The 13,288-nt window shown below is 49.1% G+C and carries 12 protein-coding genes; 5 read left to right on the top strand and 7 right to left on the bottom strand.

What is annotated here, in order from left to right; all coding sequences use genetic code 11:
• Nucleotides 1-537: 537 nt before the first annotated feature.
• On the top strand, nt 538-1,167 hold the full coding sequence (locus ACG2E4_RS12990; RefSeq protein ID WP_395261649.1) for an RNA polymerase sigma factor: 630 nt from the start codon (nt 538-540) through the stop codon (nt 1,165-1,167).
• Nucleotides 1,168-1,352: 185 nt separating this feature from the next.
• On the opposite strand, the gene ACG2E4_RS12985 is transcribed toward ACG2E4_RS12990, so the two are convergent.
• From ACG2E4_RS12985 to recG, 7 genes are all read right to left on the bottom strand, one after another.
• Nucleotides 1,353-2,510 (bottom strand): calcium-binding protein, encoded by a 1,158-nt coding sequence (locus tag ACG2E4_RS12985; protein WP_395276820.1) that lies wholly within the window; start codon nt 2,508-2,510, stop codon nt 1,353-1,355.
• A 276-nt stretch (nt 2,511-2,786) separates the two neighbouring features.
• The gene (locus ACG2E4_RS12980; RefSeq protein ID WP_395276819.1) at nt 2,787-3,701 is read right to left on the bottom strand and encodes a cadherin domain-containing protein; all 915 of its coding nucleotides are present in this window, start codon (nt 3,699-3,701) and stop codon (nt 2,787-2,789) included.
• A gap of 11 nt (nt 3,702-3,712) precedes the next feature.
• The gene (locus ACG2E4_RS12975; RefSeq protein WP_395276818.1) at nt 3,713-5,743 is read right to left on the bottom strand and encodes a hypothetical protein; all 2,031 of its coding nucleotides are present in this window, start codon (nt 5,741-5,743) and stop codon (nt 3,713-3,715) included.
• Nucleotides 5,744-5,910: 167 nt separating this feature from the next.
• On the bottom strand, nt 5,911-6,411 hold the full coding sequence (locus tag ACG2E4_RS12970; protein WP_395276817.1) for an Ig-like domain-containing protein: 501 nt from the start codon (nt 6,409-6,411) through the stop codon (nt 5,911-5,913).
• Nucleotides 6,412-6,598: 187 nt separating this feature from the next.
• A complete protein-coding gene (locus ACG2E4_RS12965) occupies nt 6,599-7,054 on the bottom strand; it encodes a helix-turn-helix domain-containing protein (protein WP_395276816.1) in 456 nt (151 codons plus the stop codon).
• A 148-nt stretch (nt 7,055-7,202) separates the two neighbouring features.
• Nucleotides 7,203-7,625 (bottom strand): hypothetical protein, encoded by a 423-nt coding sequence (locus ACG2E4_RS12960; protein ID WP_395276815.1) that lies wholly within the window; start codon nt 7,623-7,625, stop codon nt 7,203-7,205.
• A 165-nt stretch (nt 7,626-7,790) separates the two neighbouring features.
• On the bottom strand, nt 7,791-9,860 hold the full coding sequence (gene recG, locus ACG2E4_RS12955; RefSeq protein ID WP_395276814.1) for an ATP-dependent DNA helicase RecG: 2,070 nt from the start codon (nt 9,858-9,860) through the stop codon (nt 7,791-7,793).
• A 193-nt stretch (nt 9,861-10,053) separates the two neighbouring features.
• On the opposite strand from recG, the gene rpsL reads away from it, so the two are divergent.
• The 4 genes from rpsL to ACG2E4_RS12935 form a co-directional block, all read left to right on the top strand.
• Nucleotides 10,054-10,425 carry a 30S ribosomal protein S12 gene (gene rpsL, locus ACG2E4_RS12950; protein WP_395262475.1) on the top strand — a complete coding sequence of 124 codons (372 nt, stop codon included), beginning with the start codon at nt 10,054-10,056 and terminating at the stop codon, nt 10,423-10,425.
• Between the two features lie 35 nt (nt 10,426-10,460).
• On the top strand, nt 10,461-10,928 hold the full coding sequence (rpsG, locus tag ACG2E4_RS12945; protein ID WP_395262476.1) for a 30S ribosomal protein S7: 468 nt from the start codon (nt 10,461-10,463) through the stop codon (nt 10,926-10,928).
• Nucleotides 10,929-11,026: 98 nt separating this feature from the next.
• The gene (gene fusA, locus ACG2E4_RS12940; RefSeq protein ID WP_395262477.1) at nt 11,027-13,171 is read left to right on the top strand and encodes an elongation factor G; all 2,145 of its coding nucleotides are present in this window, start codon (nt 11,027-11,029) and stop codon (nt 13,169-13,171) included.
• A 22-nt stretch (nt 13,172-13,193) separates the two neighbouring features.
• On the top strand, nt 13,194-13,288 hold a 95-nt coding region (locus ACG2E4_RS12935; RefSeq protein WP_395257691.1), incomplete at its 3' end, for a GTP-binding protein.

The raw sequence follows: 13,288 nt of genomic DNA, 5'->3' as shown, positions 1-13,288 counted from the left end.
AGATTAAATTGGCTAAATGGGGCTTGGACTAGGTGTACCTAGTGTTGACCAAGAGAATATCTCAAAAAATACCCTCCCCCGATTACATCAGGTTCTCACAAGATAGTGGCCAGCACCTGCAAATTGAACTCCTTACCACGACAGCCGGGAATCGGGAAGAGTTATTTTTTTACTCTGCGATTAGATCTTTCGATAAAGAAACAATCATGTAAGTGAAGTATTTTCAAATGTTTGTAACAACTATTGAAGTGGGAGTTCTTACTTGTAGATCAGGTAAATGTTTTTTGAATATTTACCGGGAGAAGAAGTGTGGCAAAGGATTGATCAACAGGTGGTGGATAGTACATTTTACATAACTGCCTGATACCCGTCGGGCGGATTGGGAAATGTTGAATATTATCACTTATTTTAGACTGCTGAATCTAAGGGAACCGATAAACCGGGAAAGGCAGGTCAATCATATCCAGATCAAAACGAAATAAACACCAAATGTTAATCAAGAGGTATATGAACTAGATAGGTACGGGATCTATTGCCATGTCAGATAAAAAGATTCATTCGGTAAGAAAGGTAACCCCGGATGAAAACAATCTTTGGGAACTGTTTTTGAATGGAAATCTGGATGCGTGGGAACAGATTTTCACCCTGTACTATGAGGACTTGTATGGTTATGGCCTCAAGCTGTCGGGACGCCCGGAGCTTACCAAAGACTGCATCCACGAGCTTTTTGTCGTGCTTTGGGATCGCAGGGAGCATCTCTCCGAAGTGGATTCCACAAAGGCATACTTGCTGGCCTCCCTGCGAAGAAGTCTGCTGAAAAAGATAAAGAAACGTCGCAAATATTTTGAGGAGCAGGAAGAACCGTTGGAGAGTATACCAAAGATTCAGTTCTCACCAGAAGTCATCTTGATCAAGGATGAAGTGAAGGCGGAAAAATTGAAAGCGCTGTATAAAGCGCTGGATGATTTGCCCAGCCGCCAAAAAGAGGTGCTCTACCTGAAATATTTCAACGGGATGAGCTATGATGAGATAGAAGATATCCTGTCAATCAAGTACCAGTCGATCAAAAACCACATCTACCGGGCGATATCCAATCTACGTGAGATTATGGGAGATGATATCACCAAAATTGCAATTTCATTACTTCCCCTCCTATTGTTTGTGTAGCCTCTTGCATGAAAGCCTGCTTTCAATCCATCATTCGACTACATCACGCTGTAGTATATTCTCCGCGATTTGGTTTTATCACACATCCGACGAGAAGCCCCGTCTATGGTTGAGGGCTTGTGTATCCACGCATCCCCATTCCGGGTTAAAGACGAAGATGAGTGAAGGAACACGAGCAACCAGGGCTAATTCAGGGACGGACGACCCGGTGGATCAGGTAGCTCGGTTGCCCCCTCTCCCGTAAGCAGGGTAACACCGAGGGTAACGGCGGTGGTAGCCGCGGCAGGGAGAATCCACCAACGCGGATGCCGTTCCCATAAGGTTGCAGGTGGAGATCCTGGCGATGAGGCAAAAGCCGTTTTTGTGAGTGTGCTTGCCCTGCTGCTCGAGGACAGCGCCGGCGGCCGGAGTTTGGTAACCAGCGGAATATCTGTTGCCAGTTGGCCAGTTGGCGGAGTGGATTCATACCAGTTGCGAAGATGAATTACCGGCTCATCATTGATTTCGATTATCAAGACCAGGTAGCCGTTGTCGGCATAGGCGGGGCTGTTCCACCGCTGCTGAAGTGTTACTGCAACAATACCGGGTCGCGTGGGATGCTCATAGACTGTAGCCCGGCGGAAATCGATCTCTATATGATGACCGGAATCGTATACTTCGCGCTTCAGGCGTTGAATATATTGCGAAGGTGACATGCTTAGGTACCAGAATCCGGTATTGCCCGCCTTTTCCGTAATATCCAGGGAGAGGGTATCGATGCCGGGTGCGTGGATGATGATGTCATCGGCACTGCCAAAACCGTCGCCGTCGACGTCGATCTCAATTTTACCGCTCAGGGTACGCACCGTGGCGGGGTAGGAGAGTCCCGTGGTGCTGGTGACCAGCAGGGAGTTGCCCGTTGTGGCATCAGTAACCGTATCTCCGTTCAGTTCTTCCGGCGTCCCTTGAATTTGGTCTGCGCCATTTCCGAGCGTGATCGTATCGGCTCCCTTCCCGGGGCGTACCAGGTCGTCCCCGTCGTCTCCCGCAAAATGTTCTCCGGCGTCACTTCCAATGAGGATGTCGTTACCCGCTCCACCTTCAATGGAGCCCGTAATTGTACCCGATTCAGCAGTAAACGTGTCGTCACCGTCGCCCAGGTTTACCGCCGTACCATCGCCCCCGGCTATATCTCCGCGGTTAATAACAGTGTGATCCGCGCTGCCAAGCTGCAGGGCCACGCTGCCCGTACTTTCAAGCGTTCCACCCGACTCATTGACCAGTGTACCGCCGATGGCCCCGTCGATTCGCAAAGCGTTGCCTGCAGAAGATATCGTGCCGGAGTTGATGACACTGCCGTCCACATCTTGTGCCAGATAGCCCCCGTAGCTGTCGCCGGTAATAGTACCGCTGTTAAAAAAGTCACCCTTGACAGAAGTACGGAGGTCAATGGCTGTAGCGGCGCCGGCAAGGGTTCCAGTATTGGTGAAATTCCCGCCAAAAGTGGAGCCGTTGTCGATAAAAATGAGTTGCCCCGTTGGCGCACCATAATCGTTCTTGACAAGGCCGTTGTTTTCAAATCCGCTGGCAAGCGTGGTGTTTTGGATGTAGAAAGCGAGGGTCGGGTCAGTGGAACTATTTTAACCTTGCTTCAGGTCGCCGTTGTTTATGATCTTTTCAAATGAACTGCCATCTGAACTAAAGATATAGGCCCCGTTGGTGCCCGTACGCGTTACACCGGGGGCGATTTCCAGTACGGCATTGACCTGCCGCTGCTTGCCGGATACAAAAATCTGTTCCGAAGAGGTCTCCGGCTCCTCGATGCGAATGGTATCGAGGCTGCTGGATTCCACCTGGGCCAGCCCGATCGCCTCGTAGACATCGAGCCCGCCCCCGTCGGTACGTTCCCCGGCTTCCGACTTGCCGTCAAAGGAATCCTGGGAATCCCCGTCCACTACAAACGTTTCTGCCACATCATGGAGTGTGATATCAACTGCTTCACTGGCCGACAGTCCGCCGTCATCGGTGGCTTCGATCGTCAGCGTTACTGAAGTGCTCCCCTCATAATCCAGGTCAGCCGCATCAACCACCGTAATTTCTCCAGTATGTTCATTAATCTGGAAAGCTCCGGTGCCATCGCTGTTATAATCCGGGTTGCCGCTTGTAATACTGTAGGTGATATTGTCATCGGCCGAACCACCATCCCCATCGGTCGCATCAATATTTACAACAGGTGTTCCGGGTGAAGCATGCTCATCAACACTTGCTGAAATAGGAGTCGATACAAAGGATGGCGGCTCGTTGGGCTCCGACTCATACGCCCCCATATCTACGGTGCCGCCCCGGGTGCGCTGGTTGCCGGCAATATTGGTCGTAACACCTGATGGAATGGCGTCGTTATCTCCGGCATCAACAGCGGGGGAACTGGGTTCCAAAACCAATCCATCATCATCGGTGAACCACTTTCCGTCGGGGCAAGCGGGGTTGGAGGCATCTACGAATTTGGGATTGGCATCGATGTTACTTCCGCCGTCATCATTGGGATCTCCATGCACTCCTGATCCGTTTACCCCATTTTCAACAAGTGAATAACTGATGGTAGGGGTTGCATTAAAGTTTTCAATATGATTTCCTTTATCGGAAGCAGTATTACCGTAAAATATAGTGTTAGTAATCGTTGGAGTGGATGTACCATTGGAGCCGTCACTGTATAAAGCTCCAGCATTATAATCAGCACTATTATTGGTAAAAAAATCACATTAGTTATCGTAGGATTACTTATACCACTACGATTACCTCCGTTTACAATAGCTCCCCCATAATTCGCATTATTACTCTTAAAAAGAACGTTGGTGAGGACGGGGCTGCTTGCCCCTGATTTGCCACCTTCATTATAAATAGCTCCACCTTGAAGAGAAGCTTCATTGCCGATAAAAATAACATTGCGTAACGAAGGGCTGCATTCATTACTGCTCCCATATCCGTCGCAGTAGAGGCCCCCACCATATCTGTCAAAACTACTACCATTGGCCTGCCCACCAGTAACAATAAGACCATCAAGCTCGGTATTCGTTGTAATGTTGGGATCTACGTCGTTACCTCCTTCATAAACATCCCCGGCGTCAAGAAAGAGCACGTTGTTGCTAATGGTACCGCTAATATCATCGGCATCCATCGTGACACCGTTCGTTTTGGTATCGTTGTTGTCAATATCACCCGAAAGGATTGTAGTATGACCCGAAATATCGCGCTCATCGATCTGACTTTCGGTGCCGTCAAAGCCGCCATAGATTTTAAGGCCGTCCTGGTTGCCGGGAATGGTAAAAGAGGCGGTTTCGTCTCCATCAGTAACATTATCTCCCTCATCAGGGTAGTAGGTGCCTTCGGCGATCCAGATCTGGTCGTTGCCCGTGGCGTCATCAAGCGCATCTTGGAGGCTGTTGTAGGCATCGGTCCACGAGGTACCGTCGCTGGTCCCGGCGGCATCGGCATCAACGTATATGATTTCTGCCGGATCACGCGTAATTACGGCATTTCCAGCATCGGTATGTGCCTGGAAACCATCTGGCGAATTTCCAGAGAAGGTCAATGTCATATCAGAACTGTCAAAAGTATCGTCATTGTTTGTATCGAGCGTAAGCGTGTTGGTACTGCTATCAAATTGTATAAATATTCCATCAACACTACTTTCTTCACCCTCAATAACGATCTCGTCGGTTAATCCCAGGTCGGTAATAGTGTCTTCGTTTAGTTCATCAGCAGTACCAATAAACGTATTTTCACCCCCACCGCCAGTCAGGTTGTCGGCGCCGAGGCCTCCATTTATCGTATCATCACCGCTTGCCCCGATGATTGTGTCACTGTTGTCAGTGCCTGTAAAATTAGTTCCATCTGTGTTGGAGGTGGTGAGCGTATTGATGTTGGTCAACGTGATGTCAGATACGTCTAATTCACTGCCAGCTGTTTCGAGGACATCACTCCCAATTGGGTCGCTGGTAGCAAACTCCGTTACATCGTCAAATTGTGTGTTCTCGTCTATCTTGAATGTTGTAGAATTACGGGCCGTATTTTTGATGACTTCAAATCCGCTCAGGTCCGCGGTTGTGCCGAAATTACCGGTAAGTGACTCGGTGCCATCTCCCGTAGCTGTGAAATCGGTAACGTCGGCCAGTACTCCCTCATCAATAGTGAGTTCAGCTCCGGGATCCATCAATCGAATCTCATCCCACTGCTCAAACTGTTCCTGAGGCAAGTCAACCTCGGATCCGTAGACAAGCAAGTTGTTCGTACTGTTGTTCTGCCCTATATAATCCGTAAAATCATCGAGGCCACTTGTCGCATCCACATTAATATCGAACGTACCACTGCCGGTAGTGCGCAACGTTGAAAAACTCTGTATCGTCGAGGTCGTAAAGTCGAATGAGCCACCACCTTCAAGAACTACCCTGTCCTTCCCAAGTCTTCCATCCAGGATGGAATTCGAATCCAGATGATCCGGGTCCACAATACGCAGCCAGTCATCACCTCCGGTCGTGGTCTCCCCACCATCAATCCCCGTACCATCCGTAACATCGAAACCGGCGCTCGTGGTTATCAACGTTGGCGGTGCCGTGGTAAATTGATACGTACCAGTACCATCGAAGGACTGTATTTGATTACCTGCTGTATCGGTAAGCGCACCAGCCTCAATATCAAGGGAAAAATCTCTGGGATAAGATAGCGGGCTGTTGCAGGGATCAATTGTAAGCGAGGAACCGCTGATCGTTAACGTACCCCCCCATCGGCGCTGCTGCCGGTAGCCAAATCGAATGTCTCGTACTCCTGACCATAGGTCTCATCGATAATCGTAATATTTCCGTTACCAGCCTCAATGGGCTCCGAGAAGACAAGCTCAATGTTCGTATTGGCGGAAACCTGACGTGCTCCATTAACAGGCATTGATGCGTCGGTATTCAGTGTAGGCGGCGTGTTGTCAACAATAAATGTTTCGTGGCTGGTGGAATGGTTATCCATATTGTCCACCTTTGCGCTATCCTCTTTTACATCATTACCCAAGTAGGATTTATTGGTGAATTCACCGGAAAAAGTGGGTTCGTCAAATTCAACAGTTTTGGTATCCAGATAGGCTTTCCCATACGTCAGTCCCGTAATACTGCAGAACATCAGCAAAAGAAAAACTATGCGTATTTGTTGGCGGAATGTTGTTAATGAGGTATAAAGAAGGGTTAAGCCTTTTTTAAGGGCATCAGATAGTTCAAGTCGCATGTCAGATGATAGTTTAGAGTAGATACCGTACTGTCCGAAAAAGCCAGGTTCTGTTTTCTCTCACTAAAGAAAAGAAATTCTCTCTTGCCGGGTATATTCAGATAAGTTCAAACCAGGATACTCAGATAAGCCCAAATCTATACAGGTGATCAATATCAGAAATTTTGAAGCTCAAAAAGAGAGAGCTTTACATTGGCGAGTTGTACTCACGATATCGACCGGGCGTGGTATCAAATTCTGTTTTAAATGCTCGGATAAAATTTGAGGGATTGTTAAATCCCAGCTGAAAAGCGATTTCGGTAACCGTCAACTCAGACTCTTCAAGCTTCCTGCAGGCCAATTGCATTTTTTTTCGCCGGTAATATTGGAAAGGAGTTGTATTGAATTCTTTTTTGAAATGTCGTTTTAATCCAGACACAGATATTCCAAACGTGGCGGCCAGGAAATCCATACCCGGGAAAGGGGTCGCAAGACAATTATCCAGGTAGCTGGCTACTTTCCGAGCCGTATTTTCATTTACTCCTATCGCTGATGAATCGGTCTTGGTTGAAGCCTTTACCTGGAACAGTTGCGCCAGCGCACTGCTGATTGTTTTTAAAAGTCGAAGTTTATTAATTGATTTCCCCGCGGTTATCTTTTCCATGTCAAAAGCCAGTTGATTCATGAATTTTTTTATGGGTGCGGGCGATTGCGGGAGGATGAATAATAGATCATTACATCCCTTGATTATTTTTTGAAGTCGCCAGTGGGAGATATTCTGTGGCTTTATGTACTCTTCAATAAATTTGTGACTAATAATAATTTGCAGGTTCTCTTCGTGGTAGCCCTCCGGGAGCTCGGCAATATAGCTGGCAGCTGGCATAATTACTAAACAGGTCCAGCGTACCCTGATAGATATCGTAGTGTTGATTTTCGGAGATTAGCCGGGCGGTTTTGTTCTGGTCCATTGAGCATTTCAGCGTATAAAACTTGCCGTTGGGCCGAGGGGTGAGCTTCATCCTGTGTTTGATATGGCACGCCGTTTTCTGGTGTAAAATCAATACATCATCACTCAGTACCTGATAGGAAAAATCGAAAGAGTGATATGAATTATCCGCCCGGTAAAGGTTGTTACGTGGCTGGTGTACCAGCAGGTCGCCCCACTGGTCCATAATGCTATGAAAGTTGGAAATCGGGAAAAACTGCTGGGTTAGTTCAATAACTTCGTTTTGCATACGCTAACTGCCAACGCTGTACTTCTGTTGTTAACCATCCAGATTGTTAGGGTAAAAAAAGTCATGTAAAATGCAGAGGGTAAACAGGGCTTGCAGCCAGCATTAAAAGGAGCTCTGTTCCAGTGACTCTGTCATGAGTACGACCGCCCGAAATTTTCCCGGTATCTATCCCATCCCGTAGAACTTTGCCCGTTCTTTAAAATAGGGGATAAAGACTTTTTTGAGCTCTGCATGTTCTGATTGTTCCAGGTCGGGATCATGTTCCATCAAATTCCAGGCGGCGGTTTTGGCCCGTTCCAGGATCTCCCGGTCTTCCACAATATCTGCAAATTCAAAATCCGGCAGACCGCTCTGCTTGGTGCCTAGAAAGTCGCCGGGTCCCCGCAGCTTGAGGTCCGCTTCCGCAATTTTGAAGCCATCATTTGTGTTGGCCATCGTCTGCAGCCGGTAGCGGCCCTCCTTGCTGATATTGTCGCCCTGCATCAGAATGCAGTAGCTTTGCCGGCTGCCCCGCCCGATCCGCCCCCGCAGCTGGTGGAGCTGGGAAAGGCCAAACCGCTCGGCGTGTTCAATAATCATGATGTTGGCGTTGGGGACATCCACCCCGACTTCAATGACGGTTGTGGAGACCAGGATCTGGATCTCGTTATTGATAAAGGCCTGCATCACCGCATCCTTTTCCTCCGAGGTCATCCGTCCGTGCAGCAGGCCGACGCTGTAATTCGGGAATTGAGAGGCCAGGTTTTCAAAGCCCGCCGTGGCATCCTTCAGGTCCATCGCCTCCGACTCTTCCACCAGCGGATAGACCACGTACGCCTGTCCGCCCTCCGCCAGTTCACTCCGCATAAAGCCATAGATATCCTGACGGCTTGTATCCCTGCGGACGGCCGTTTTGATCGGTTTGCGTCCTGCCGGCAGCCCTTTGATGACAGAGATATCCAAGTCACTGTAGAGAGTCATCGCCAGCGAGCGGGGAATCGGGGTGGCAGACATCACCAGCACGTGGGGATGAGAGCCTTTCTGCAGGATTGCAGCGCGCTGTTTTACCCCGAAACGGTGCTGCTCATCGATGACCGCCAGGCCGAGATTGTGGAAGTTCACCTGCTCCTGGATTACGGCATGGGTACCCACCACCACCTGGCAGCCGCCCCCTTCCACATCGGTCAGGATATCGGTGCGGAGCCGCGATTTCTGGTTGCCCACCAGAAGCCGTACACTGATATCGAGCGGCTCCAGAAATTCAGTAAGCGTGCGGTAGTGCTGTTCAGCCAAGATCTCGGTTGGGGCCATAAATGCCGCCTGGTAGCCGTTGTCGATCGCCATCAAAATGGCACCGATGGCCACTACGGTTTTTCCGGACCCCACATCGCCCTGAATCAGCCGGTTCATCTGCAGGCCGGAGCGCACATCCCTTTTGATGTCGGAAAGCGCCTTTTTTTGTCCCCCGGTCAGCTCAAACGGGAGTATGTCTTTAAAAAAGTGGGTGGTGCGTGTGCCCATCTTGTCAAACAGGGGGCCCGACTGCCGTTCAATGATGATATACTTGGTTCTCGCGATGCTCAGCTCAAACAGGAAAAGCTCTTCAAACTTAAATCGCTCCCGGGCCTTCCTGTATTCCCGGGGGCTTTCGGGAAAGTGTGCCATGCGGTATGCTTCGGCACGTTCGGGCAGGTCATGCTCACTTAATATATGTGAGGGGATAAACTCCGGTGGAGTCTCCTCTTGTAGTATCTTTCGCTGCCACTGGTTGATCAGCTTGCTGGTGATGTAGTTTTTGGAAAACGCCTTGTTGCCCGGGTAGACCGGCATGATGCGGGTCAGATCCTGCAGGTCATTTTTATCCCCCACTTGGTCCACATCGGGATGGGCCATCGAGATATACCGCCCGTACCGCTTCGCCTTCCCGAAAAAAGCGTATATTTCCCCCTTTTTGAACTGCTTTTTAAAATAGTGTACCCCTTTGAACCAAACTCCCTTCATGGAGGCAGTATCATCCTGGATAATCACCTCGAGCCGTTTCTTTTTTCCGCGACCGGCTTCCTGAATCTTTTTAACACGCCCCACTACGGTTACCTCCTCCCCCTTTCCGTCGAGGTTCCTGATCGGGAGTACGGTGGTGCGGTCGAGGTACCTTCGGGGCAGAAAGTGCAGCAGATCCCCAATACTCTCAATCCCGTGTTCAGAGAGTGCTTTTAACCGTTTTGAATGCAAATTCGGAAGATTTATTAACCTCAATTGATATAATGTTATATATCAGTTAATCTTATTTTTCAACCCTTTTGAACACATATACTCCGGCCAAGAGGGGATTGGCAATAAAAAGAAAAAAAGAGAAAGTTTTTGGCAGAATTTATTTGCATCGGTAAGTACATATTCCTTACCTTTGGCAACTCTTGTTTGACTGAATAACCAACAAAACGAGCATAAAGTGCCAACAATCCAACAACTTATACGCAAAGGTAGAAAAAGTAAGACGAGCAAGACAACTGCTCCTGCCTTGGAAGGGTGCCCTCAAAAGCGTGGCGTCTGCACCCGTGTTTACACTACAACACCCAAAAAGCCAAACTCGGCCCTGCGAAAGGTGGCTCGTGTGCGTTTGACCAACGGCATGGAAGTGACCGCCTATATTCCCGGCGAGGGTCATAACCTGCAGGAGCACAGCATTGTGTTGATACGAGGTGGCAGGGTGAAGGATCTGCCCGGCGTTCGTTATCATATTGTCAGGGGTACGCTGGATACGGCCGGTGTTGAGGACCGAAAGCAGGGACGTAGCCTTTACGGGACCAAAAAGCCTAACTAAGTTGTTCGTCACTTTAAGAAATTAACTGAACTGATATGCGAAGAAAGACAGCAGAAAAACGTACAGTACAGCCAGATCCGGTATTCGGTGATAAGCTGGTTACGCGTTTTGTCAATAACCTGATGAGAGACGGCAAGAAGAACATCGCACGCAAGATTCTTTATCAGGCTTTTGAAATTATTGAAGAAAAGACGGGTGAAGAGGGTATTGAGGTATTTAGGAATGCCCTGGACAATGTGACGCCCGTGGTTGAGGTTCGCTCGCGGCGTGTGGGTGGCTCAACGTACCAGGTGCCGGTGGAGGTTCGCCCGGACCGTGGCACCTCGCTCGCGATGCGCTGGTTGATAAATGCGTCCAAGAGTCGTAATGACAAGTCGATGGCCCGCAGGCTTTCGCGAGAACTGATGGATGCCTCAAATAATGAGGGCGGCGCCGTGCGGAAAAAGGATGAAGTGCACCGCATGGCAGAAGCCAATAAGGCGTTTGCTCATTTTAGGTTTTAACAATATTGCCGTTCGGGCAAGATTATGTGCGTTGCTCGTTTGTCGGCAGGTATCATTTTGAAAAAAAGAAAGATTTTTGAGTTTTAGATTCTAATACTATGGCTGAAGCAACAAAGAAAGTTGACCCCAAAATACAGGACAGGATACGGCGTACCCGGAATATCGGGATTATGGCCCACGTAGATGCCGGTAAGACAACGATTACCGAGCGGATTCTTTTTTACACCGGCCGGAGTCATCGGATGGGTGAGGTTCATGACGGCGCTGCCACGATGGACTGGATGGACCAGGAGAAGGAGCGGGGTATTACCATTACTTCTGCGGCAACGCACTGTGAGTGGAAAAATCACCGCATTAATATTATTGATACGCCCGGTCACGTCGATTTTACCGTAGAGGTCGAGCGTTCGCTTCGCGTTCTTGACGGCGCGATCGGTGTCTTTGACTCTGTTGGGGCTGTGCAGCCACAGTCTGAGACAGTCTGGCGGCAGGCTAATAAATATAATGTGCCGCGCATGGCGTTTGTCAACAAAATGGACCGCGTCGGGGCTGACTTTTATAATGTGATCAGGGAGATGCGGGATAAACTAAGTGCCAACCCGATCCCGATACAAATTCCGATCGGCAAGGAAGAGAATTTCCGCGGCGTGGTAGACCTTATTAATATGCGCGGCATCGTCTGGGATGATGAGTCGCTCGGGGCCAAGTATGAAGAGATTGAGATTCCGGATGATCTGAGGGAGCAGGCCGATGAGTATCGTAAAATTATGCTCGAGTCTATTGCGGATCACAATGATTCCCTGATGGAAAAGTATCTGATGGAAGAGGAAATTACGGAAGATGAAATTGAGGATGCGATTCGAAAAGCCACCGTGGCACAGGATATTACTCCTGTCCTATGTGGCTCGGCCCTGAAAAACAAGGGGATCCAGATACTGCTCGACAAGATCGTTGAATACATGCCGAGCCCGTATGACATTCCCCCGGTTAGCGGAAAAGACCCGAAGGATCATGATATAAAGATGGAGCGCGCCCCGCGGGTTGATGAGCCATTCTCCGCGCTGGCATTCAAAATTATGACCGATCCTTATGTAGGTAAGTTGACGTTTTTCCGGGTGTATTCCGGGGAGTTGGAAAAGGGTTCCTATATCTATAATGCCACCACGGGTGAGCGCGAGCGGGTTGGACGAATTCTTGAAATGCATGCAAATGACAAAAAGGATCTCGACATTGTGAGAGCCGGTGATATTGCGGCTGCTGTCGGGGTAAAGGAGGTTCGCACCGGCGATACATTCTGCGATGTTGAAGAGCCTATCTTGCTGGAAGAAATCACATTCCCCGAACCGGTAATCAAGCTTGCTGTTGAACCAAAGTCGAAAGCCGATGCGGAAAAGCTGACCACCGGCCTGGTCAAGCTTGCCGAAGAGGACCCCACATTCCAGGTCAAAACCGATGAAGAGACCGGCCAGACCACTATTGCCGGTATGGGAGAGCTTCACCTCGAAATTATTGTAGACCGTCTGAAGCGTGAATTCAAGGTGGAATGCAATGTCGGCAAACCCCAGGTTTCCTACCGCGAAACGATCACTAAGAGTGTGGCACACCGTGAAATTTACAAAAAACAATCTGGTGGTCGCGGGAAGTTTGCCGATATGGAATTTGAAATTGCTCCTCTCGACCATTTTGATGAGTACGATGAGGATGATAAGAAGGTAAGCGTTGACGAAGGATTTATGTTTATTGACGAAATTGTGGGTGGAAATATTCCCCGCGAGTTTATCCCGGCCGTGGAGAAGGGATTCAAAGCGGCTATGAAGGGGGGCATTCAGGCAGATTACCCGGTACAGAACGTTGGATTCCGCCTGTATGACGGATCATATCACGATGTTGACTCCGACGCGTTTAGTTTCGAGCTCTGTGCGAAGCTGGCATTCCGGAATGCGGCACGAAAAGCCGGTCCCACCATTCTTGAACCGATTATGGATGTCGAGGTCATTACCCCCGAGGAATATATGGGAGATGTAATCGGTGACTTGAACGGCCGAAGGGGAATCATCGGGAAGATGGAAGACAATCCCGCAGGATCGGTAGTCAATGCAAAAGTGCCACTCTCAGAAATGTTTGGTTACTCTACGGACCTGCGATCTGTTACCCAGGGACGAGCGGCCTACTCAATGGAATTTGCTGAGTATGCACCGGTTCCCGGCAATATTGAAAAGGAAATTTTAGAATCAAGATCATAAACATCATTAAATAAATTCTGTTATGGCAAAAGAAACCTTTCAGCGAACGAAGCCGCATGTAAACATAGGAACGATAGGTCATGTGGATCACGGCAAGACGACCCTGACGGCGGCCAT

It is taken from the genome of Halalkalibaculum sp. DA384 (assembly GCF_043951955.1).
Classification (GTDB): domain Bacteria; phylum Bacteroidota; class Rhodothermia; order Balneolales; family Balneolaceae; genus JAMQKA01.
Note: the sequence above shows the minus strand (reverse complement) of the source record. Positions and strands in the feature narration are given on the sequence as shown.